Origin of the sequence: Rouxiella sp. Mn2063, from assembly GCF_049319665.1 — a bacterium.
GTDB lineage: Bacteria > Pseudomonadota > Gammaproteobacteria > Enterobacterales > Enterobacteriaceae > JBMOUD01.
Genome location: NZ_JBMOUD010000004.1, coordinates 306,962 through 330,605, shown reverse-complemented (window position 1 = coordinate 330,605; position 23,644 = coordinate 306,962). Strand labels below are relative to the sequence as shown.

Below are 23,644 nucleotides of genomic sequence, written 5' to 3'. Positions count from 1 at the left end.
AAGAAAAGTCTTACCACTTTACAGGCGGAGATGTTTTATACTACCCAGGTTACAAGGTGGAGCCGTTGCACGTAGTCAGTTGCAACTTGCATTCAATTCATCAAAGTTCAGTAAGGCACAGGGATGCGATTTACTACCAGATTGTTTGCACTGATATCCATGCTAGTTGCGCTGGCAATATTCGCGATATTGCTCGGCTCAATTTTTAGTTTTGCCTATCAGACGGATAAAAACTCGGATCAACATATGCGGGTTTTAGTCACCAGTCTTGACCAGAGTCTGCTGGTTCAATCTCCTGCGATGCTTGATAACTGGCTGCCCCAAGTGATGGGAACATTGGGTATTGTTGAGCTTAATTTGCTCGACGAGCAGTCTGCTATTTACCAACACAGCTTGCCGCTCAATGATAGCTTCACGTTAGAAAATAGTACGCTGGATTTAAAAGAGGTGACTCTTCCTTTATTAGAACATCCGTCAATGCATGTACGGTTGGTCTATGCCGATCCAGTTGCTGACTATATGTATTCCCCGCTTTCCGCACTCACGATCGGTGGGCTGGTGTTGCTGGTTATCGTGCTGGTGTTATGCAGCTTTCGCTGGCTGAGATCTCAAACATCGGGGCTAGAAAAACTCGAAGCCAAATCGGTGAGGATCTTACGCGGTGAGCGCGATCATTTACCAACGCATGATGTGGCGGAATGGCCTTCAAGTGCCAGTGCCGCTATCGATCAGTTGTTATTGGACTTGAGCCAGGCTCGTGAGCAGCGCAGCCGTGTCGACACATTGATTCGAGCTTTTGCGCAACAAGATGCCAAAACTGGCCTGAGCAATCGGCTATTTTTTGATAACCAACTGACGACAGAATTAGAGGAAGAGGGCGCACACGGTATTGTGATGCTGATTCGTCTGCCAGATTTCGACACGTTGCGAGAAATGCACGACCGCGAGCAGGTGCATGCATTAATGTCGGCGATGGTGAATTTGCTTTCTACCTTTGTGATGCGTTTCTCTTCTGCGCTACTAGCGCGTTATTTCAATAGCGATTTTGCCGTGCTGTTACCACACCGCACGCTAAAAGAAGCAGAAATCATGGCCGCGCAATTGGTTAATGCGCTTGATGCGTTGCCTGTCTCGCGGATCATCGATCGTGAAGCGCTGCTTTATATCGGTATTAGTGCTTATCGTGCAGGACAAACATTAGATCAGGTGATGGATTCTGCGGAACAGGCGACACGCAATGCGTCGTTCCAAGGCAGTAATAGCTGGTCAATTTATGACAATAAAGTGCCAGAAAAAGGGCGCGGCAGCGTCAAATGGCGCACGCTGTTAGAAAATACATTGGCGCGTGGCGGGCCAAGGTTATATCAGAAGCCAGCGATGGATAAAGCGGGCCAACTGGACCACCGTGAAGTTCAGCGACGGATCTTCGACGGCGAACAGGAATTGCTGGCCGCAGAATTTATGCCTCTTGTTGTGCAGTTCGGCATGTCGCAAAGTTATGACCGACGTATGCTTAGTCAGATAATTCCTTTACTGAACCGCTGGCCGGACGAGACGCTGGCATTTCACCTTACGGTTGATTCATTATTGCAACGCACTTTTATCCGCTGGTTACGCGATACATTGTTACAGTGCGAGAAAAAGCAAAGAAGGCGAATGCTAATTGAACTTGCAGAGGCAGATCTTTGTCAACACATCGATAGATTGCGTCCTGCTATTCGATTATTGCAAGGATTAGGCTGCCGACTGGCTGTATCACAAGCTGGATTAACGGTTGTCAGTACATCCTATCTCAAGGTATTTCCTGTGGAGCGCGTAAAACTGCACCCTGGGTTAGTACGTGATATTGATAAACGAATTGAAAATCAGTTGTTTGTGCAAAGTTTACTTAGCGCATGCCAGGGAACATCTGCCAAGGTTTACGCCTCGGGTGTTCGCACAATGGATGAATGGTTAATCCTGTTGGAAAAGGGAATTCACGGCGGTCAGGGGGTTTTATTTGCCGAGCCGGTAGTTGTTGAACCACCCGGTAAAAAATATTCACATAACCTTGAAGTTTTAACTGATCGAAACGCAGAAAATTAACGTAGAATGGCCCACTCGTTACCTAGCGACCGTTTTTATCAGGTCGATCCTTTGGAAACCTTAGGTAAAGTGTAAGAATTTATGTGCGGTGTTTGTGCTTTTGCTTGTTCCTGCAATCTTTAAGCTGTTTCTTAGATTCAGATTTATTATGCGGTGTATTAAATCATCAAGTAAGGCAGCGGACATCGCTGACAATTTTCACCGAAGTAGAACGTTTTTGCGCCTTGTCGCTACTTCGTGTGGTTGGTAAAGTAGGCGGATTTTATTTTCCGCCCCCAGCTAGCAGGATTATCCTTTCGTTATGTTTAAGAAATTTCGCGGCATGTTTTCCAACGACCTGTCCATCGACTTGGGTACTGCCAATACCCTTATTTATGTAAAAGGACAAGGTATCGTGTTGAATGAGCCATCAGTTGTGGCTATTCGTCAGGATCGCGCTGGTTCACCTAAAAGCGTTGCGGCTGTTGGCCACGATGCAAAACAGATGCTGGGTCGTACTCCTGGCAACATCGCAGCCATTCGTCCGATGAAAGATGGCGTTATCGCTGACTTCTTCGTTACCGAAAAAATGCTGCAGCACTTTATCAAACAGGTTCATAGCAACAGCTTTATGCGTCCAAGTCCACGCGTACTGGTTTGTGTGCCTGTTGGTGCGACGCAGGTTGAGCGTCGTGCTATCCGTGAGTCAGCACAAGGTGCTGGTGCACGTGAAGTTTTCCTGATTGAAGAGCCAATGGCCGCTGCTATCGGTGCAGGTTTACCGGTTTCTGAAGCCACAGGTTCTATGGTGGTGGATATTGGTGGTGGTACGACTGAAGTCGCCGTGATCTCGCTTAATGGCGTGGTTTACTCCTCTTCTGTGCGTATCGGTGGTGACCGTTTCGACGAAGCGATTATCAACTATGTACGCCGTAACTACGGTTCTCTGATTGGTGAAGCAACGGCTGAGCGTATTAAGCACGGCATTGGTTCCGCTTACCCTGGTGACGAAGTCCACGAAATTGAAGTACGTGGTCGTAACCTGGCAGAAGGCGTGCCACGTGGCTTTACCCTGAACTCCAATGAGATTCTGGAAGCTTTGCAAGAGCCTTTAACGGGTATCGTCAGCGCAGTTATGGTTGCGCTGGAGCAATGTCCTCCAGAGTTAGCCTCTGATATCTCTGAGCGCGGCATGGTATTGACCGGTGGTGGTGCGCTGTTGCGTAACCTTGACCGTCTTCTGATGGAAGAAACGGGTATCCCTGTTGTCGTTGCAGAAGATCCATTGACCTGCGTAGCTCGCGGCGGTGGTAAAGCGCTAGAGATGATTGACATGCACGGCGGCGATCTATTTAGCGAAGAATGATCTGCCGTGGAAGGTAAGACCCGTCTGGTAAAGCTGCTCGTTTAACGGCCGCAGTGACATACCTAGATATGTCGAGCACTGTCTGAATAATTGCTATCCTTGATAATGAATGTCTTGGATAAGTGATGATTCAGACAGCTGCGCGATCTTTATCATTTGCTGCTTTGCCTCTCGGGTGAGTCTTTCTCTATTGATTGGCGGAAACCTTCTGTTGCCGAGGAACTCGCATATTTTATGAAGCCTATTTTTAGCAGAGGCCCTTCTCTGCAACTGCGACTTTTTTTGGCTATTCTCACAGCCATTGTCCTGATATTTGCCGATATTAAAGTAGGTGCATTCGTTAAGATCCGTAGTTATATGGATACTGCCGTTAGCCCTTTCTATTTCTTGTCTAATGCCCCGCGTGAGTTTTTGGATAATATTTCCAATACTTTTGCATCACGCCAACAGCTTGAGCTTGAGAATCGCGCTTTGCGTCAAGAATTGATGCTAAAAAACAGCGATCTGCAATTGCTGGGACAATTTAAACAAGAGAATGCCCGTCTGCGTGAACTGCTGGGTTCGCCATTGCGTCAAGACGAGCACAAAATGGTGGCACAGGTACTTTCCACCAGCAACGACCCCTACAGCGATCAAGTTGTCATTGATAAAGGCAGCAACAACGGCGTGTTCGTTGGTCAGCCAGTGATCAGTGATAAAGGTGTGGTCGGCCAGGTTGTTGCTGTCGGCGCTATTACCAGCCGAGTCTTGCTGATTTGCGATGCATCTCATGCCATTCCGATTCAAGTATTACGTAATGATATCCGTGTTATTGCAGCAGGCAGCGGTTGTTCTGATGATTTGCAATTAGAACATCTGCCAGCAAATACTGATATTCGTGTTGGTGATGTATTAGTCACCTCGGGTTTGGGAGGACGCTTCCCTGAGGGTTATCCGGTTGCCGTTGTTTCCTCTGTAAAAGTGGACAACCAACGAGCCTATACGGTAATTCAGGCACGCCCGACGGCCGGTTTGCAGCGTTTACGTTACCTGCTGCTACTGTGGGGTTCCGATCGTAATGGTGACAAACCTATGTCGCCAGAAGATGTGCATCGCGTTGCCAATGAGCGTTTGAGCCAAATGATGCCGCAGGTTTTGCCGCCTCCTGGCGATATGGGACCTCCGGCACCCATTCCTGCTCCGGCAACCGGCACGGTAACTACGCCAGTTGCAACGGACCCTGCTGCTAAACCGAAGACTGAAAAACCGGTACGCAAACATACAGCAAGGAAACCAGAGTCTCGTTCAACGGTGTCCTCAGAACCTTCCTCGGGAGGGACACAATGAATGGCTATCGCAGCCACGGGCGCTGGATAATCTGGCTATCATTCTTGATAGCCATGTTGTTACAGATAATGCCTTGGCCGGAACAGTTGTATATGTTCCGGCCATCTTGGCTAATGCTGATCTTAATTTATTGGGTAATGGCATTACCGCATCGGGTTAATGTAGGTACCGGTTTTTCTGCCGGTTTCTTCATGGATCTGGTGCTAGGCTCAACGCTTGGTGTACGTGCGTTGGCGTTTGCTATTACCGCTTATCTGGTCGCTTTTAAATTCCAACTATTTCGTAATATGGCGCTGTGGCAACAGGCGTTGATCGTCATGCTGATTTCGATGGCAGTGAATTTCATTGTCTTCTGGGCAGAATTTATCGTGATCAATGTTTCGTTCCGCCCACAAATATTTTGGAGCAGTCTGGTAGACGGCGTACTGTGGCCGTGGCTATTTTTGCTCATGCGTAAAATCCGCCGTCAGTTTGCCGTTCAATGAGAAAACCATGACCCAACTTTATCTTGCCTCCGCCTCTCCTCGTCGCCGTGAGTTACTCGCTCTATTGGATATTCCTTTTGAACGGCTGGTGACTGATGTTGAAGAACAACGCCAGGAGAGCGAAACGCCCGCTGAATATGTACAGCGATTAGCGAGAGATAAAGCGCAGGCAGGTGTGAACGTTGCGCCAGAAAATTTACCGGTACTCGGCGCAGATACTATAGTGGTATTAGATGGCCGAGTGCTGGAAAAACCGCAAGATACTCAGCAGGCTGCCGAGATGTTGTCAGCGCTTTCTGGGCAGCAGCATCAGGTGATGACGGCGATTTGTTTTGCTGACCGCCAGCACCATCTTAGTTCGTTGGTGGTGACCGATGTAACGTTTCGGTTGTTATCAACCGATGATATTCAACATTATATTTCTAGCGGTGAGCCGATGGATAAAGCCGGAGCCTATGGGATTCAAGGCAAAGGTGGATGTTTTGTCCGGGAGATTTGCGGCAGTTACTACGCAGTCGTTGGGCTACCGTTGGTAGAAACCCAAGAGCTGTTTCGTAGTTTTGTGGCATTGCGCGATAATAAGGAACCTACATGACAGCTGAGTTATTAGTGAATGTCACCCCGTCAGAAACCCGAGTGGCTTATATCGACGGCGGTATTTTGCAAGAGATCCACATTGAACGTGAAGCTAAGCGCGGTATAGCAGGAAACATCTACAAAGGCCGCGTTAGCCGTGTGTTGCCCGGAATGCAGGCCGCCTTTGTTGATATTGGCTTGGATAAAGCCGCATTTTTACATGCCTCCGATATCATGCCACATACCGAATGCGTTGCCCGCGATGAGCAAAAAAACTTTAATGTTCGCGATATCGTCGAGTTAGTACACCAAGGCCAGGACTTAATGGTTCAGGTGGTTAAAGATCCTCTGGGTACAAAGGGCGCGCGACTCACCACAGATATTACTCTGCCTTCCCGTTATCTGGTGTTTATGCCTGGCGCATCGCATGTAGGCGTATCGCAACGTATCGAAAGCGAAGCCGAGCGTGAGCGTCTGAAAAAGACGGTCGCTGCTTATTGTGATGAGCACGGGGGCTATATTATTCGCACTGCTGCAGAAGGCATTGGCGAAGAAGAGTTATCTCAGGATGCGGCTTTTCTTAAACGTTTGTGGACCAAAGTTATGGAACGCAAGCGTCGCAATAAAACTAAATGTAAGCTTTACGGTGAGCTCGCGCTAGCGCACCGTATTTTGCGCGACTTTGCTGGCGAATCGCTGGATCGAATCCGCGTCGATTCTCGCCAAACGTATGAATCTCTGGTGGAGTTTACCGGCGAATATATTCCTGAGATGACCGCTAAGCTTGAGCATTACAGCGGTAAGCAGCCGATTTTTGATCTCTATGATGTCGAAAACGAAATTCAGCGGGCACTGGAACGTAAAGTTGAGCTGAAATCTGGCGGTTATTTGATCATCGACCAAACCGAAGCCATGACCACGATTGATATCAATACTGGGGCGTTTGTTGGTCATCGTAACCTTGAAGAAACCATTTTTAATACCAATACCGAAGCCACACAGGCGATTGCTCGTCAACTGCGTTTGCGCAACCTTGGCGGTATTATCATTATTGATTTTATTGATATGGCTAATGAAGAGCATCGCCGTCGTGTGCTGCACTCATTAGAAGTCGCACTATCGAAAGATCGAGTAAAAACCGGGATTCATGGTTTCTCTGCGTTGGGCTTGGTAGAGATGACTCGCAAAAGAACGCGTGAAAGTGTGGAACATGTTCTATGTGTTGATTGTCCAACTTGTCACGCACGTGGCACGGTAAAAAGTGTCGAAACGGTTTGTTATGAGATTTTACGAGAAATCGTGCGGGTACATCATGCTTATGATACCGATCGTTTCTTGGTTTATGCGTCTGTAGCGGTAGGAGAGGCACTGAAAAGTGAAGAGTCTCATGCGCTGGCAGAAGTCGAAATATTCGTTGGAAAACAGGTTAAAGTGCAAATTGAGCCGCTTTATAGCCAAGAGCAGTTCGACGTTGTCATGATGTAATTGCGTATAATGTAAGATCGTTATGGCGTTTAGCTAAAGACTTTGTGGTTCTATCTCGTTGTCCATTAGCCTTTGTCCTGCCGTGCAGGTAATTTAAACGAAATTCGGCGTTTCCATTGCGGTCTGCGCTGACGCGTTTAGCGCGTAGAATGGAATACAAGGAGAGAGGTGTGAGGCGACTGCCTGGGATACTATTAATCAGTTTCGCGACAATCGTGGTTATTGTTGCGTTGTTGGTCAGTGGCTTACGTCTGGCGTTGCCTCAATTGAACCGTTTTCAAACGCAAATTGTTGCACAGTTGCAATCGGCTACCGGTGTACCAATCAGCGTTGAACAAATCGATGGCGGCTGGCAAACCTTTGGTCCGACGCTTGAAGTCAAAAATATAGCCGTTTCCATGCCGGAAGCTGCCTGGAAAGTTGAACGCGTGACGCTAGCGCTAGATATCTGGCAGTCATTGCTACATATGCGCTGGCAGTTTCGTGATCTCACGTTTTATAACCTGCAACTGGATCTGAATTCGGATCTGGGTGATGGCTCTAAGAAAGGCCAAGGTATCCAAGCCAACCGTATTAGCGATATCTTTTTAAAGCAGGTCGACCATTTCGATCTGCGTAACAGCCGCATTACTTTTCTTACGCCCTCCGGCCCTCGCGCCGAATTTGATATTCCTCAGCTCACTTGGTTGAACTCTCCTAATCGCCATCGGGCAGAAGGCCAGCTTGGTCTGTCGAGCTTTAATGGCCAGCACGGCGTTGTGCAGATCCGTATGGATTTGAATGACACCAATGGTTTACTCAATAACGGCAAAATTTACCTGCAAGCCGATGATATTGATATGAAACCTTGGTTTAGTCGTTTACTGCGCAGCAATACTGGACTCGAAAGTGCTGATTTTAGTCTGGCTGCCTGGCTGACATTACGCGATGGCGAAGTGTTTTCTGGTGATATGCAGATTAAACAAGGCGCGGCGACCTGGGCAATTGGCGATGCGCAACACCGTTTAGATGTTGATGATCTGACCTTGCACGGTAAACGACAAGATAGTGGTTATCAAATTGATATTCCACAGCTTAATCTTAAAACTGATGGTATAGCCTGGCCACAGGGATCATTAAGTGCACTTTATTTGCCGGAAAATAAACAGTTCCTCGGGCCATCGAGCCAAGAAGAATTGCGCCTGCGTGGGCATAACATTCAGTTAGAACGTATCGGGCCACTGATCCCGACAATTTCATACCTGACGCCAGCATTGCTAGAGCGTTGGCATGATCTACAGCCGCGCGGCACTATCGATAAATTGGCGTTGGACATTCCGCTGCAACAGCCCGAACGGACGCGTTTTGATAGCAGCTGGCACGATGTAAGCTGGAACCAATGGCAATTATTGCCGGGGGTAAATCATTTTAGCGGTACGCTTAGCGGCAGCGTACCTCGCGGACGCTTGACGATTGGTCTGCAAGATAGCCAATTGCCTTATGAAGGCATGTTCCGTGCGCCACTTGAGGTGAGTCAGGCCAGTGGCACCTTTGATTGGAGTAACAATCAGGATGGCTGGTCGCTGTGGGCTAAAGGCATTGATGTACGAGCTAAGGCGCTGTGGGCGCATGGCGATTTTACTTACCAGCATCCCGCCAACGGTCAGCCATGGTTGAATATTTTATCGGGTATCCGTTTATACGATGCTGGCCAATCATGGCGTTACTTCCCTGAACACTTTATGGGGAAACATCTGGTCGATTATCTGAGCTCGTCTATTCAAGCTGGGCAGGTAGACAACGCGACGTTGACCTTTAATGGTAATCCGCATGATTTTCCTTTCCTGCATAACGAAGGACAGTTTGAAGTGTGGGTGCCATTGCGTCACTCGACCTTCCAGTTCGAACCAACATGGCCAGCGCTCACCAATCTGGATATAGACCTCGATTTCCTCAACGATGGTTTATTTATGAAAGCGCCTCATATCAAGTTGGGTGAGGCGGATGGTAACAATGTCGTCGCGAATATTCCTGACTACTCGAAAGAGAAGCTGCTTATTGATGCTGATATTCAGGGGGCAGGGAAAGCCATTGGCGATTACTTTATGCAAACGCCGTTGCATGACACGCTTGGCGGTGCGCTGCAGGAATTACAAATTGGTAATAATGTTAGTGGTCGCTTACATCTTGATATACCACTGGATGGCGAACAAGTTAAAGCCAGTGGTGAAGTGGCACTTAACGATAACAGCTTGTTCATTAAGCCGCTGGAAAGCCAAATTGAGCACCTCAATGGGCAATTCAGCTTCGATAATGGCAATCTGCAAAGTAATCAGATGACGGCTAATTGGCTGGGACAATCGCTAAATATTCAATTTAAAACGACGGAACTCCCTGATAATTATACTATTCAGGTTGGTCTAAATGGCAATTGGCAACCTGGAAAACTGCCGGGTGTGCCACCCGCTGCGGCTGAAAAATTGAGTGGTGATACGAGCTGGACTGGTAATGTTGATATCTCATTGCCGCATAAGGGAACGCCAAATTATAAAGTATCAGTAGACGCTGATCTTAAGAATGTAAGTAGTCACTTACCTGAGCCTTTAGATAAAAAGGCGGGGCGTTCATTGCCGCTTAATATTAAGGCCGATGGCGATTTGCATAGCTTCACACTGAGTGGTGTTCTGGCGGGCAAGAACCGCTTCAATAGCCGCTGGCTGCTGGGCAAGACTCTGACGTTGGATCGTGCAGCCTGGCAGGCAGAAACCTCAAAAACGCCGGCTCTGCCTGCTACCAGCAGCATGACGCTAGCGCTTCCAGCCTTAGACGGTGAAAACTGGCTGGCACTGCTGTCCCCAGACAAAACGCTGTCTCCTGATAAGACATTGCTGTCTGAAGGTGTGAAAAAGAGCCGTAAAGAGAGCAAAAAAGAAAATAATCATGCCGTTGGGTTTGGCTTCCCGCATCAAATGACCTTAACCACGCCACGTTTGAGTATTGGCGGGCAGGCCTGGAATCAACTGATGCTGCAAGCCATTCAAACCGATAAAGGTTTGTCGATCAGTGCGAAAGGGAAAGAGATAAACGGCACGCTGGATATGAATGACAATGGTCCGTGGCTGGCTACCTTGCACTATCTCTACTTTAATCCGCAATGGAGCAGTAGCACTGACAATGCAGCGGCAAGTCCATCAGGGCGCAACCCGTTTGCAAATAAGATTTCTTTTGCCAACTGGCCTGCATTGAACATTCGCTGTGAATCCTGCTGGTTCTTCGGTCAGAATTTCCGCCGTGTTGAAGGCGATGTGACGCCGCAGGGTGATAATTTACTGCTGCGCAATGGCCTGGTGGATACCGGCAAAGCTAAATTAGTGATTGATGGCGATTGGAAACAGAGCGGTCAAGGCAATAGCACCGGGATCAAAGGCAAGCTTAGCGGCGGCAACATTGCACAAGCGGCGTCGTTTTTTGGGGTGACAACACCCCTGAAAGACTCGCCTTTCTCGTTCGATTTTGATTTCCATTGGAAAGATACGCCGTGGAAACCTGATGTTAAGACTCTTAATGGCGTGCTGAAAAGCCAGCTTGGCAAAGGGGAAATCAGTGACATGGGCGGTGGTCGTGCAGGTCAACTGTTGCGTTTAGTGAGCTTCGATGCGTTGTTACGTAAATTACAGCTCGATTTCCGTGATACCTTTGGTCAAGGTTTCTATTACGATTCGATTAAATCCACTGCGTGGGTTAAAGATGGCGTATTACATACCGACGATTTGTTCGTTGACGGTTTAGCGGCAGATATTGCGATGAACGGCAGTGTCGATTTGGTTAATCGTCGACTGAATATGGAAGCGGTGATCACCCCGGAAATTTCAGCAACGGTTGGCGTAGCGACTGCCTTTGCAATTAATCCGATTGTTGGTGCGGCAGTGTTTGCTGCGACGAAAGTATTAGGGCCGCTGTGGACTAAAATCTCGCTTATTCGTTATCAAATTGACGGTAGCATTGAGCAACCAAACGTGCATGAAATTTTGCGCCAGTCGAAAAACGACAACAAAAATGAGCATAAAACGCAGCCTGCTCCCGCGCATTAAGTTGATGTGGCATCACGCTCACGCAATCTCAAATTAGTGCGGCATTACTGCGCTGGGTGTCAGCGTGTTGGCTGTGATAGTCTGGCGGCAATAGCCACAAGCATTGAGTGACCCGAGGGTTAACCGTCGGGGAAATCCATCTTATAAAGAGTGAAGATATTATGAGTCTGGCCTTAGTCAGTGAGCGGTTACTAACTGCTAATAATCTGAGTCATCAAGATCTGTTTTCGGTACTAGGTCAGTTGACTGAGCGTCGTCTCGACTATGCAGATCTCTATTTTCAATCCAGTTTCAACGAATCCTGGGTAATTGAAGATAGCATAATCAAAAACGGCTCCTATAACATCGACCAAGGCGTTGGCGTACGTGCCATCAGCGGTGAAAAAACCGGTTTCGCTTATGCTGACCAGATTACCCTGAATGCGCTACAACAAAGTGCCACCGCAGCACGCAGCATTGTGCGCGAGCAAGGCGATGGTAAAACCCGTACGCTGGGTGAAATTGGTTATCAGGCGCTTTATCCGGTACTCGATCCGCTACAAAGCCTGTCGCGTGAAGAGAAAATCGACTTATTGCACCGGGTAGATAGAGTCGCGCGTGCTGCTGACAAGCGAGTGCAGGAAGTCAGTGCCAGTATTACCGGTGTGTACGAGTCGGTATTGGTCGCGGCAACTGACGGTACGTTGGCAGCCGATATTCGTCCTTTGGTCCGTCTGTCAGTCAGTGTACTGGTGGAAGAAGATGGTCGTCGTGAGCGTGGTTCCAGCGGCGGTGGCGGACGTTACGGTTACGATTTCTTCCTCGAAAATGAAAACGGTGAAGTTCGCGCGGATAATTTCGCCCGTGACGCTGTGCGTATGGCGCTGCTTAATCTGTCTGCGGTCGCAGCCCCTGCTGGCGCGATGCCGGTTGTACTGGGCGCTGGCTGGCCAGGTGTATTGCTGCATGAAGCGGTTGGGCATGGTTTGGAAGGTGATTTTAACCGCCGCGGCACCTCTATTTTCAGCGGACAAGTGGGCCAGCTGGTATCTTCTGAGCTGTGCACGGTAGTTGATGATGGCACGTTACCTGGTCTTCGCGGTTCGCTGGCCATCGACGATGAAGGTGTACCTGGCCAATACAACGTGCTGATTGAAAACGGCATATTGAAAGGTTTTATTCAGGATAAACTAAACGCCCGCTTGATGGGATTAGCGCCAACCGGTAACGGTCGCCGCGAATCTTACGCGCACCTGCCGATGCCGCGCATGACTAACACCTATATGTTAGGTGGTAAATCAACGCCAGAAGAGATTATCAGCAGCGTTGAGTATGGATTATATGCACCAAACTTCGGCGGTGGTCAGGTAGATATCACTTCCGGGAAATTCGTATTCTCCACCTCAGAAGCTTACCTGATTGAGAAAGGGCGCATCACCAAACCGGTGAAAGGCGCAACCTTGATTGGCTCCGGTATTGAAGCGATGCAGCAAATCTCGATGGTTGGTAATGACCTGGCGCTAGACAAAGGCGTGGGCGTTTGCGGCAAAGAGGGCCAAAGCGTCCCCGTTGGCGTGGGCCAGCCAACGCTGAAACTAGATAGCCTGACCGTTGGCGGGACGGCGTAATTTAGCCAAAATAACGTCTGACCTGGCTCTTGGTTATTGGTTATTGAGCTGTTGACCTTCAATCGCGCATCTTGTCGGCCAAGCGAACGAATGCAGGTTAGGGGAAAGTTGCCAGGGAGGGCAACTTTAGGTTGAGCCGGACAGGGATGTCCGTCTCAGCCGACCCGTCCAGCCAAAGTAGTGAACGCGGGTAGTCGCGCAGCGACCCGATAAGCTAAGCGAGGGGCGGGGATGCAAGGGTTTCGCCTGAAAACCCTTGCCGGTCGCGTTCGGCTACGCTGATATATACCTGTTTATTAATAAGCGACTGAACCTGCGCGGCGCTGGCATCATTGGTCTTCTTATAACGAGACGATAACTGGGTTATCAAGCTGACTAAAATCATTTAGTTCCCATGAGCTTGCCGGTACAACTGATAGGTATTATTCACTTCGTTGAAGTAATCCGTTAGATAGTTGAGACAGACTTGCACTTTGAGCGGCAGCTTATCCTTCTCGGTGTACAGCGCGTACACCGGGCGCGGGACGTACTGGTAATCGCTGAACAGGATCTCCACCTCGCCCGAATTGATCTCATCCATGATCCACATGATCGGAACGTAAGCTATACCGGCACCGGCTTTTAGCCAGCGGATCATAGTTTGTGAATCATTGGTGACAAAGCGACCCTGTGGTCGGATCTTGGTGGTGATCCCTTCTGGTGATACGAGCTCAAATTCACTGTCGGGACGAACGCTGTATTCCAGCCAAGAGAAGTTGAGCACGTCCGCCGGTTTTTCTGGCGTACCGTGCTGGGATAGATAGCTTTTGGCCGCGCAGACTAACATTGGCATTGCGCCAAGACGTTTTGAAAAAAGGCTAGAGTCTTGCAGTGTGCCAGCCCGGATCACCATATCCAACCCATCAGCAATCAAGTCTGGAGCCGGAATGCCGGTAACCAGATTCACCGACAGACTGGGATATTCCGTCAGCATCTTGGTTGTCATGGCGGCTAGAACGTTTTGTGCCATTGTTGATGAACTGCCGATGCGCAATGTGCCTGCTGGCGTATTGTTGAAGGCATACAACTGTTCATGTACTTCATGCGCATCCTGCAGCATCCGACGACAGCCTTGGTAGTAAATTTTACCCGCCTCAGTGAGCCCAATACTGCGTGTGCTTCTATTTAATAATTTGATTTTTAACTCATTTTCAAGTTTTGTTACGGTCTGGCTTATGGCAGAAACACTCATGTCGAGCCGGCGAGCGGCCGCGGTATAAGAACCACTTTCGATCACTTGTGCGAAAATCGACATGCGCTTTAATCGTTCCATTGTTAACTCTGGCTTAAAAGTGATTTAGATTGCAGTATGTTGATCAGTTGATAATGAGCAGGCTAATATACCCGCTCAGGCAGAAATCGGTTGTGGATAGCATATAGTAAGTTAGCATTTTACCTTCGCTTAATTTCCCGGCATATCACCTATAATCTCGGCTCTCCACGTCTAGTGATATAGATTTCCTAGAGTGAGGAGGCCTGTTGCCGAATATAATGCATTGTGTTTTGTAAACTCCAGATTTTGCCTCTGTAGTGAAAATTTAAGGAAATATCCATGAGTTTGCTTCCGGTGATGGTGATTTTCGGATTGTCGTTTCCCCCGGTATTCTTTGAAATACTCTTATCGTTAGTGGTGTTTTTCTTTTTACGAAAAATCCTAACTATGACGGGAATTTACGATTTTGTCTGGCACCCGGCGTTATTTAATACAGCACTTTACTGCTGTCTCTTTTACCTAATATCTTGCCTTTTTATTTGAGGGTGTCGTGAAAAATCTACATATAAAAATAATACGTTATGCAATAACGCTACTGGTTGTTTTGTTAGCGGTCATCGCGATTTTTAAAGCCTGGGTGTTCTATACCGAATCTCCGTGGACGCGCGATGCTAAATTTACCGCTGATGTGGTGTCTATCGCGCCAGATGTTAGTGGTCTGGTGACTGATGTGCCGGTAATCGATAACCAACTGGTTAAAAAAGGTCAGGTGCTTTTCACCATCGATAAGCCGCGTTACCAACAGGCGCTGGATGAAGCCAATGCGGATGTCGCTTACTACCAGGCACTGAGTGAAGAGAAGAAACGTGAGGCTAACCGCCGCGTTAAACTCGGCGTACAGGCGATGTCACAAGAAGAGATCGAACAGGCCAGCAATACTCTGCAGACCACGGTACACCAGCTAGCAAAAGCGCAGGCTGCTCGCGATCTTGCGCTATTAGATTTACAACGCACGGTGATTACTGCGCCTGCTGATGGCTGGGTGACCAACCTCACCGTGCACCCTGGTGATTTTATCAATCGCGGGGCGACCTCGGTGGCTTTGGTGAAGAAAAACACCTTCTATATTTGGGCCTACCTGGAAGAGACCAAACTGCCTTCGGTGAAAAAGGGCGATCGCGTTGAGATCACTCCACTTGGCAGCAATCATGTGATGCATGGCACGGTGGACAGTATTGCCGCCGCTGTAAGCAATAGCAGCAGTACATCGGCAGCCAATGGGCTGGCAAGTATCGACAGCAACCTCGAATGGGTTCGCCTGGCACAACGTGTGCCGGTAAAAATCGTACTTGACCCTATCGATGAAGAACACCCTTATCCGGCCGGTACTACCGCCACGATAGTGATCACCGGTAAAGAAGATCGTATGCGTGAGAACGACCCGTTCTTTACTAAATTATTGCGTCGCCTGCGTGAGTTTGGCTAAGGGGCTAAGATGATAGGCCCGACTTTTGTGCGTTTGCGTTTTGCGTGTAAGCTGATTTTCGCCATCCTCGGGGCATTGACTCTGGGGTTTTACCTACAGCTGGAGACGCCCCGCTGGTCGGCGATGAGTGCCGCAATTGTTGCCGCAGGGCCTGCCTTCGTTGCCGGAGGCGAGCCTTTCGCTGGTGCTATTCGCCATCGCGGGTTCCTACGCATTATCGGGACTTTTCTTGGTTGTATCGCTGCCGTCGTTATTATTACCAGCACCGTCCGTGCTCCTGTCGTCACACTGCTGGTTTGCTGTTTGTGGGCGGCATTTTGCACGTGGTGGTCTTCATTGGTGAGAGTCGAAAACTCTTATGCATTAGGGCTATCCGGTTATACCGCACTGATTATTGTGACCGCAGCAATCAGCACACCTTTGGCTGCGCCGCAGCTTGCCATTGAGCGCTGTAGCGAGATTGTCGTGGGTATTTGCTGCGCTATCGTGGCCGACTTGCTCTTTTCGCCGCGTTCTATCAAAGGGGATTTGGATCGGGCGGTCAGTCAGTTATTACTCGATCAATTTGCCTTGATACGGATTTGTATCAATCAGGGGGAAAAGGAGGTCATTGATAAGGCCTGGCACCATTTGGTGAAAAGTACCGCGGCACTTAACGGGATGCGTACGCACCTGATGATGGAGTCATCGCGCTGGCAGCGAGTCAATAAACGGATGAAAGCGCTCAACACTCTGTCGCTGAGTATGATCACGCAAGCCTGTGAAACTTTTCTGATCGAGCAAAACGCTAAGCATTCTATCCCTCCTGAAGTGAAAGCCTTATTTGAACAGCCGGCGGAAACATTGCCAGAGGTTCGTCAGCGCATGAAAAAACTGCGCCATCTGCTAGCAGATACGCATGGCAACGATGCCTTGCTCACTATCAGTGCGTGGGTTGGTTCTGCTACGCGGGCGCTATTGATGCTCAAAGGCATTCATACCAATAGCAGTATCAGCAGCATAGAAAATAATGTACTTAGCACTGAGGTGGTAGTTAAGCCCAGTTCTGCCGAACGGCATCATGCAATGATCAATGGAGTGCGTACCTTCGTTGCGTGTTTGATTGGTTTTCTGTTTTGGCTATGGAGTGGCTGGACGTCAGGTAGCGTTGCGGTATTAATGGTGGTGATCATTACCTCGCTTGCGATGCGAACGCCTAATCCGCGCATGATGGCGATGGATTTCATTATCGGCATGATTGCCGCCATTCCCGTTGCCTCGCTATATTTTATGGTGATTATGCCTGCTACTCAGCAGAGCTTATTGCTGTTGTTTATCGCGTTAGGCGTGTTTATCTTCATCTGTGGCATTGAGGTACAGAAGCGGCGGCTGGGGGTGATGGGCTTGCTGGCTGGCGTTATCAATGTTCTGGTGTTGACGAACCCGATGACCTTTAACGTTAGCTCATTTTTCGATTCTGTTATCGGGCAGGCCATCGGCTGCTGTATCTCATTGATTGTATTGTCTCTGATTCGTGATAAATCACGGGATAAAACGGGGCGAACCTTGCTTAATCGTTTTGTCAGCAGCGCTGTTTCTGCATTGACCACCAAAGCTTACCGCCGCCGTGAGAATCATCTGCCAGCGTTATATCATCAGCTTAATCAACTGCTGGTGATGTTCCCTAACGATATCGGTAAATATCGCCTGGCGTTACAGCTTATTATTGCGCATCAGCGTTTGAAAATGGCTGAAGTACCGATGATTGAAGAGCTATCGGTTTTTCATAAAAAGATCCGTAATACTGCCGATCACGTCGTTTCTTCGCTCAGTGAAGGAAAGCGCGCCTATTATTACCAGCGTTTACTTGATGAGATGAATGAATATCAGCGTAAATTGGTGGAATACGACTCACCACATAAGGTGATTGAACCGGTGAAAAATTTAACTGAGTTGCTGAGTAAGTATCAGCGAGCATTTTTGGAATAATCCTCCCCTTCTGCTAAAAGGCCGGGCAATAGACATTGCACCGGCCTTTTTTAACTCACGAGGGTTAAGCAGTACGTGTTTTCACTACAACTTCGGGTTCGTATTCAAACTCATCTTCATCCCGGGTAATCACGACCGTTTTGTGACCTGAAGCCACCCCCCAGTAGTACGCAATCAGGGTGACGATAACGACTAAAATAATATCCATCGGGCTGGAAATGGCGTTAATACCACCAAAGCTGCCAAGATAGGACAATACCAGCATCACCAGACAATAGACTGCCAGCCACAGTGAGCTCTTCACGTCCCGCGCGGCGTTACTATCTTTTTTAGCAAATAAGATAAAGCCAGCCCACGAAACTAAGAGAATCGGTAGCAGCAATTCATCAACGGACCAGCCACTCCAATAAACCAGCAGGCTACTGGCAATAAACGCCAGTGGGCTAATCACACTAAATAGCGGCAGCTTGAAAGGGCGATGCAAATGCGGCAAGCGTGAACGCATTACCGCGGCATTGATAGGCCCTGGTAGATAAGTGAAGATCGTCGCTGACGTTACCGCACCAATCAATCCACCCCATACTTGGAATTCTGAAGGTAAGGTCCAGGCAATCGACAGGATGAGCGACAGCCACAGCGCGCCGCGTGGAACGCCAGAGCGTGGGTCAACTTTAGCAAAGATGCTGTAAAGATGACCATTTTTTGCCCAGGCAAACAGTACGCGCGAGGCGCTTGCCAGATAGATATTACCGGTACCTGCTGGAGAAATAACGGCATCAATCAGGATCAAGTTAATCAGCCAGGTAATTCCCAGACTGCGCGCCAGATCGGCATAAGGTGACTGGAAGATAGTTTTTAATCCTACCCAGCCATTGGCGCTTAACAGGTTGCTTGGAATGGCCCCCATGAAAGCAAATTGCAGCAAAATATAGACCACAAAGCTGATGGCAATCGCCAGCATAATAGCGATAGGAATATTACGCTGCGGGTTTTTGGCCTCACTGGCGAAATCGACCGCCTGACGGAAGCCCAAATAAGCAAAGACAATGCCGGCGCTGGTCAGTGAAGATAATACGCCGTGAACGCCACCGGGTTCGGCACCAGGCGCTTGAAGGTTTGCACCATGGTAATAGCCGAACAAGGTGATAATCACCATCACCGGAACAATAAACTTAAAGGTGGTGATGATAGTATTCATCCGACCAAAGAATTTAACGCTCCAGTAGTTGAGTAGGAAGAAACCAAACAGCAGCAGAGCTTGCATGATAAAACCCAGCGTACTTGGCGTGCCGTGAGCGTTACCCAGCGCTGGCCACCAGTAAACGGCGTATTGACGCACGGCTTCAACTTCTACCCCTGCGGTACTGGTGTAAGCCAGTAGCGAGCAAACGCCAATCATAAAACCAACGACGTTACCGTGAGTATACTGTGGGTAACGAACGCACCCTCCAGCACGCGGTGTGGCAGCTGCCAGCTCGGCAAAAACCAAGCCCAGCAGTAAAACCATCACGGCACCTAGCAACCAACCCCACCCAGTTAATCCTCCTGCATAACCTGAACTGGTTAATGCCGCATATAACCAACCTGAGCCAATCATCGAACCTACCCCAAGTAGGGTTAAATCCAGCAGATTAAGCTTTTTCTTCAATGTACCCTGCGCCATAGCATCCCCTTTAGGGTTTATTAATTTGATAAATCATCAGAAATTTTTCTGTTGATAGTTGGCGATCTTCCTGTGCCTCTGTCCTGTTTATTTTTCGTCGTATTACTTGCATCACCCTTTTTGGCATAACACACGTCCTTAGCAGGAAACGTGCCAACCAATATCAAGGTGTCAAAGAGAGCGGCCAGCGGTGGTAAGTGCAATTTTTGTTGGTCGGGATGCGCAACGGCTGTGAAACTTTTGCCCTGATTGTGTGCAGTCTGTTGCACTCAATCAGCAAGTCACCGGGGTGATTGCGAACATGGCAGCATGAAAAAATCACCTTAGCGCAATTAATGAGCATCTTGCGCTAAGGATGTGGTCTATCAGGCTGTGGGTTAAGCGCTATACTTTGTCAGGCATGGTTGACATAAGGTATAAATTGACGCTTGTGGCCTCGAGGCAATGCCAATTATTTTGGGTATATATGAATCGTAAATCTGACGATGCGGAAAGTAGGTATCAATGAATCTAGTCAATAAATGGCAGCAGATTGGGCTGTCGCGGGTAGGACTGTGGCGAATAGCGTTGTGCCTGTTTTGTGTCTGGGGAGGCTTAAGCTCACCAAGCTATGCCAAACAACGTGTTGATAGCGTCATTACCCAACTGACATCGGAACAGACGGTGGTGAGTTATTTGCGTCAGAATCACCGTTTACCTGATTATTATGTCACCAAAAAACAAGCGCGAGCACAAGGTTGGGACGCAAGGGCAGGTAATCTTTGTCAGGTTTTACCGGGCAAGGCTATCGGTGGCGATCGTTTTTCTAATCGGGAAGGTCAACTGCCTGCTGCGCCAGGAAGAGTCTGGCGTGAAGCAGATATCAATTATCAATGTGGTCGTCGAGGTGCAGATCGCCTGCTGTTTGCCAACGACGGGCTGATTTATGTCAGCCGTGACCATTATCGCAATCTTGTTCGGGTGGAGTGAATTCGATGAGTAAAGCCGTCTTCGATTTTAATCATATCCCGGATCTGCCCAGCTTTTATGCTGAGTTTGCTCGTCAGTTTGCCTTGAGTGAAAGCTTTGGCGCTAATCTGGATGCGCTCTGGGATGAAGTGACCGGTGGTATCGCACTGCCGGTTGAAATAGAGTTCGCCAACTTTACCGCAGGACGCAAACGGCGATTTGGTGCATTAGTCCTGCTGTTTGAAGAAGCGGAGGAAGAGTTGGACGGTGATTTGCGTTTCAATCTGCTGGAGAAACCGCAGGGCAAGACGAAAGGATAATAATTACGGGCTGTCCGTTAGCGGGCAGCCCGTAAGATATTAATCGTTAGATTCTGCCAGTTCGCGCAGATATTGGAAAATCTGACGGTAGGCTTTCGGCGGTTTATTGCCGGCTTTCTCTTTTTGCGCATTACGCACGAGTGCGCGTAATTGTTGGCGATCGGCGTGAGGATAGAGCTCCAGAATAGCAGGAACCGCATCATCACCTTCTTCCACCAGACGGTCGCGCAACACTTCGAGTTTATGGAACAGCGAAACCTGTTGGTTGTGGCGATTTTTCAGCTTATCCAACGCGGTCTGAATCGGCTCAACATCGCGCGAGCGTAGCATTTTGCCAATCAGCTGCAACTGACGACGGCGCCCTTCTTTTTTGATCTTTTGCGCCAGCTCAATGGCCATCAATAGATCGTCATCCAGCGGGATTTTTTCCAGGGCGTTTTTGCCCAATTCAACCAGCTCGAGGCCCAGATCTTTTAACGCTTCGGCATCGCGTTTAATTTCACTCTTACTGACCCAGATGATTTCATCATCTTCTTCGTTGTCATTCTCATCTGGAACGTCATCGAGCCAGTCATCAATTTTCTTCGTCATGGGGATTCCTTTAAATTCTATGCGGCATTATCGCACAATTTGTCCTTTAGCTTCTATCTTCCTGACCATTGGCCTGCAAGATATCGCGCGATTGATTGCCTTTACTGAGCAAGATTAGCAGCGAAATCCTGACAGCATGCGAAATTATGAGCGGGCTCTGGTAGACTCAGAACAATAAGTTTACTCGACACCTAACAGATAAATGGCAGGCTGATGAACGTAATCAATCAAGTTGCACAACAGCGTAAAACCTTGGAGCAGGCCGTTGCTCAGGCGCTAGAACTGGCGAAGGCCGGTTCAGACGGGGCTGAAGTCTCCGTCGGTAAAACGACCGGTATTGGCGTTAGCACTCGATTTGGCGAAGTCGAAAACGTTGAATTCAATAGCGATGGTGCGTTGGGAATAACGGTTTATTACCAGCAGCGCAAAGGCAGTGCGTCCTCGACCGATCTCAGCCCGGATGCCATTGCGCGTACCGTGCAGGCGGCGTTAGATATTGCGCGTTATACCTCTCCAGACCCTTTTGCTGGTGTGGCAGATAAAGAACTACTGGCTTTTGACGCACCGGATTTAGATCTCTTCCATCCTACCGAGCTCGATGCCGATCGCGGCATCGAGTTAGCGGCCAGAGCCGAACAGGCTGCATTGGCAGCCGATAAGCGTATTACTAATACCGAAGGTGGTAGTTTTAACAGCCATTACGGTCTGCGCGTATTCGGTAATAGCCACGGTATGTTACAAAGCTACTGTTCTACTCGCCACTCGATTTCAGCTTCGGTGATTGCCGAGCATAACGGCGATATGGAACGTGATTACGCTTATACCATTGGCCGCTCCATTGATGATTTGGCTAGCGCGGAGTGGGTGGGGGCTGAATGCGCACGCCGCACGCTTTCTCGCTTGTCACCACGTAAATTACCGACCATGCAAGCGCCGGTCATGTTTGCTGCCGAAGTGGCGACGGGCTTATTCGGACATTTAGTCGGGGCCATCAGCGGCGGCAGTATCTACCGCAAATCCTCTTACTTGCTCGATAGCCTGGGTAAGCAGATTTTACCTGAGTGGATCACTATCGAAGAACATCCACATTTGCTCAAAGGCCTGGCATCTACACCTTTTGACAGCGAAGGTGTTCGCACCGAGCGTCGCGATATTGTCAAAGACGGTATTTTGCAAACCTGGCTAATGACCAACTATTCTGCGCGTAAACTTGGCCTGCAAACTACCGGTCATGCGGGTGGCATTCATAACTGGCGCATAGCAGGGCAAGGCGATGATTTTGCCGCGATGCTGCGCAAAATGGGCAAAGGCCTGCTGGTGACTGAATTGATGGGTCAGGGCGTGAGCGGTGTCACTGGTGACTATTCTCGTGGTGCTTCGGGCTTCTGGGTGGAAAACGGCGAGATTCAGTACCCGGTGAGCGAAATCACTATCGCGGGCAACTTAAAGGATATGCTGCGCAATATGGTGAGTATTGGTAGTGATATTGAAACTCGCAGTAATATTCAGTGCGGTTCAATTCTGCTGCCTGAGATGAAAATCGCTGGCGAATAACACGCTTCCTGTCTGATTCTGGTGCGGTGAATGCTATCACCGCGCCATCCTCGCTAAATGTTACAACTTCGTTGTATCAAATTTACAAAAAAGTTCACCACTTTCCCCTCAAGCCCTTTATTTTGATAGGGCTGAAAAGCAATGTCGTTACTCAAAAACTTGCCAATAACTCGCCGACTCTGAGCGAGCTATTAGGTAATACTATAATTAAAAATGGAAGGTAGCATTAACATGCGTAAACAACTGATCGTGCTCGCTACGGTAGCCCTGCTGGGTGCCAGTTCAATGGTTATGGCAGAAGATCTCTCTGTAGATATGGATACCATCGCTGAAAACTACGGTAAGGCTCTGAAAGCTGATAACGCAGCCGATTTCACGGCAGCGCTGGCTCAGATGAAATCTGCCGCAGAAGATGCGAAAAAAGATACCCCGACAAAACTTGATGGCAAAGCGCCTAACAGCCCTGAAATCAAAGATTATCAACATGGCTTAGACACCTTGATTGGCCAGATCGATAAAGCCGCTGAGTTGGCTAAAGCCGGTAAGCTGGATCAGGCTAAGACCGAAGCGCAAAGCTTCAAAGCAACCCGCGATGAGAACCACAAGAAGTTTAGATAAGTGAAAAACAGGTTCGCGGAAATTTGAACCAGAGATTTTTTACTTTACGGTACGCCGGTTGGCGTACCGTATATTAACTATCCCCATATTGTTGCCATAAGGGCATAATTATAGAGAAAGCACTTATCATAGATGTCAATGTTATCAAAAAATATTAATAAGGGGTTTAAGTGGAAAACTGAAATGTTATTTTTTATCTATTCAAAATTAATACTTTTAACTTCTTGGTTTTTTAATGTCAATTGTTTAACTGTGTGTGTTAGTT

At 48.5% G+C, this 23,644-nt stretch carries 18 protein-coding genes and 1 pseudogene; 15 read left to right on the top strand and 4 right to left on the bottom strand.

The features are described from left to right. The first annotated feature begins 123 nt into the window (after positions 1 to 123). From csrD to tldD, 8 genes and pseudogenes are all read left to right on the top strand, one after another. Complete coding sequence (gene csrD / locus ACL9RG_RS08995) at positions 124 to 2,085, top strand: RNase E specificity factor CsrD (protein ID WP_422792249.1); 1,962 nt, start codon at positions 124 to 126, stop codon at positions 2,083 to 2,085. A gap of 301 nt (positions 2,086 to 2,386) precedes the next feature. Beyond that, positions 2,387 to 3,430 carry a rod shape-determining protein MreB gene (gene mreB / locus ACL9RG_RS08990; protein WP_007891976.1) on the top strand — a complete coding sequence of 348 codons (1,044 nt, stop codon included), beginning with the start codon at positions 2,387 to 2,389 and terminating at the stop codon, positions 3,428 to 3,430. A gap of 234 nt (positions 3,431 to 3,664) precedes the next feature. After that, the gene (mreC, locus tag ACL9RG_RS08985) at positions 3,665 to 4,756 is read left to right on the top strand and encodes a rod shape-determining protein MreC (protein ID WP_422792248.1); all 1,092 of its coding nucleotides are present in this window, start codon (positions 3,665 to 3,667) and stop codon (positions 4,754 to 4,756) included. Then, positions 4,753 to 5,241, top strand: a complete 489-nt coding sequence (mreD, locus tag ACL9RG_RS08980; protein WP_422792247.1) for a rod shape-determining protein MreD — start codon at positions 4,753 to 4,755, stop codon at positions 5,239 to 5,241. Before mreC ends, mreD begins: the two co-directional genes overlap by 4 nt. A 7-nt stretch (positions 5,242 to 5,248) precedes the next feature. Beyond that, a pseudogene (locus ACL9RG_RS08975) lies at positions 5,249 to 5,843 on the top strand (Maf family protein). Then, the gene (rng, locus tag ACL9RG_RS08970) at positions 5,833 to 7,302 is read left to right on the top strand and encodes a ribonuclease G (RefSeq protein WP_422792246.1); all 1,470 of its coding nucleotides are present in this window, start codon (positions 5,833 to 5,835) and stop codon (positions 7,300 to 7,302) included. The pseudogene ACL9RG_RS08975 and the gene rng overlap by 11 nt, the downstream one beginning before the upstream one ends. A gap of 170 nt (positions 7,303 to 7,472) precedes the next feature. After that, a complete protein-coding gene (gene yhdP / locus ACL9RG_RS08965; protein WP_422792245.1) occupies positions 7,473 to 11,372 on the top strand; it encodes an AsmA2 domain-containing protein YhdP in 3,900 nt (1,299 codons plus the stop codon). Between the two features lie 161 nt (positions 11,373 to 11,533). Further along, on the top strand, positions 11,534 to 12,979 hold the full coding sequence (tldD, locus tag ACL9RG_RS08960; RefSeq protein ID WP_422792244.1) for a metalloprotease TldD: 1,446 nt from the start codon (positions 11,534 to 11,536) through the stop codon (positions 12,977 to 12,979). A 385-nt stretch (positions 12,980 to 13,364) separates the two neighbouring features. Here the strand turns inward: tldD and aaeR are convergent, their stop codons facing one another. Continuing rightward, positions 13,365 to 14,291: an HTH-type transcriptional activator AaeR gene (aaeR, locus tag ACL9RG_RS08955; protein WP_422792243.1), complete on the bottom strand. Its 927-nt coding sequence runs from the start codon at positions 14,289 to 14,291 to the stop codon at positions 13,365 to 13,367. Positions 14,292 to 14,570: 279 nt separating this feature from the next. Here aaeR and aaeX point away from each other — a divergent pair, with 279 nt between their 5' ends. From aaeX to aaeB, 3 genes are read left to right on the top strand one after another with little or no spacing between them, the layout of a single operon-like run. Beyond that, positions 14,571 to 14,774, top strand: a complete 204-nt coding sequence (aaeX, locus tag ACL9RG_RS08950; protein ID WP_422792242.1) for a p-hydroxybenzoic acid efflux pump operon protein AaeX — start codon at positions 14,571 to 14,573, stop codon at positions 14,772 to 14,774. A 7-nt stretch (positions 14,775 to 14,781) separates the two neighbouring features. After that, a complete protein-coding gene (gene aaeA, locus ACL9RG_RS08945; RefSeq protein ID WP_422792241.1) occupies positions 14,782 to 15,717 on the top strand; it encodes a p-hydroxybenzoic acid efflux pump subunit AaeA in 936 nt (311 codons plus the stop codon). Positions 15,718 to 15,726: 9 nt separating this feature from the next. Next, entirely contained in the window at positions 15,727 to 17,685 is a 1,959-nt protein-coding gene (aaeB, locus tag ACL9RG_RS08940) for a p-hydroxybenzoic acid efflux pump subunit AaeB (RefSeq protein WP_422792240.1), read from the top strand. 64 nt (positions 17,686 to 17,749) lie between these two features. Here the strand turns inward: aaeB and ACL9RG_RS08935 are convergent, their stop codons facing one another. Both ACL9RG_RS08935 and ACL9RG_RS08930 read right to left on the bottom strand, forming a co-directional pair. Beyond that, on the bottom strand, positions 17,750 to 19,348 hold the full coding sequence (locus tag ACL9RG_RS08935) for an APC family permease (RefSeq protein ID WP_422792239.1): 1,599 nt from the start codon (positions 19,346 to 19,348) through the stop codon (positions 17,750 to 17,752). A 20-nt stretch (positions 19,349 to 19,368) separates the two neighbouring features. Further along, entirely contained in the window at positions 19,369 to 19,617 is a 249-nt protein-coding gene (locus tag ACL9RG_RS08930; RefSeq protein WP_422792238.1) for a hypothetical protein, read from the bottom strand. A gap of 235 nt (positions 19,618 to 19,852) precedes the next feature. Between ACL9RG_RS08930 and ACL9RG_RS08925 the strand changes: the two genes are divergently transcribed. After that, positions 19,853 to 20,317, top strand: coding sequence for a ribonuclease domain-containing protein (locus ACL9RG_RS08925; RefSeq protein WP_422792237.1), 465 nt, complete (start codon positions 19,853 to 19,855; stop codon positions 20,315 to 20,317). 5 nt (positions 20,318 to 20,322) lie between these two features. Next, positions 20,323 to 20,616, top strand: a complete 294-nt coding sequence (locus ACL9RG_RS08920; RefSeq protein ID WP_422792236.1) for a barstar family protein — start codon at positions 20,323 to 20,325, stop codon at positions 20,614 to 20,616. Between the two features lie 39 nt (positions 20,617 to 20,655). Here the strand turns inward: ACL9RG_RS08920 and yjgA are convergent, their stop codons facing one another. Then, entirely contained in the window at positions 20,656 to 21,207 is a 552-nt protein-coding gene (yjgA, locus tag ACL9RG_RS08915) for a ribosome biogenesis factor YjgA (protein ID WP_422792235.1), read from the bottom strand. A gap of 213 nt (positions 21,208 to 21,420) precedes the next feature. On the opposite strand from yjgA, the gene pmbA reads away from it, so the two are divergent. Further along, entirely contained in the window at positions 21,421 to 22,761 is a 1,341-nt protein-coding gene (pmbA, locus tag ACL9RG_RS08910; protein ID WP_422792234.1) for a metalloprotease PmbA, read from the top strand. Positions 22,762 to 22,992: 231 nt separating this feature from the next. Next, the gene (gene cybC, locus ACL9RG_RS08905) at positions 22,993 to 23,379 is read left to right on the top strand and encodes a cytochrome b562 (RefSeq protein WP_422792233.1); all 387 of its coding nucleotides are present in this window, start codon (positions 22,993 to 22,995) and stop codon (positions 23,377 to 23,379) included. The last annotated feature ends 265 nt before the right edge of the window (positions 23,380 to 23,644 follow it).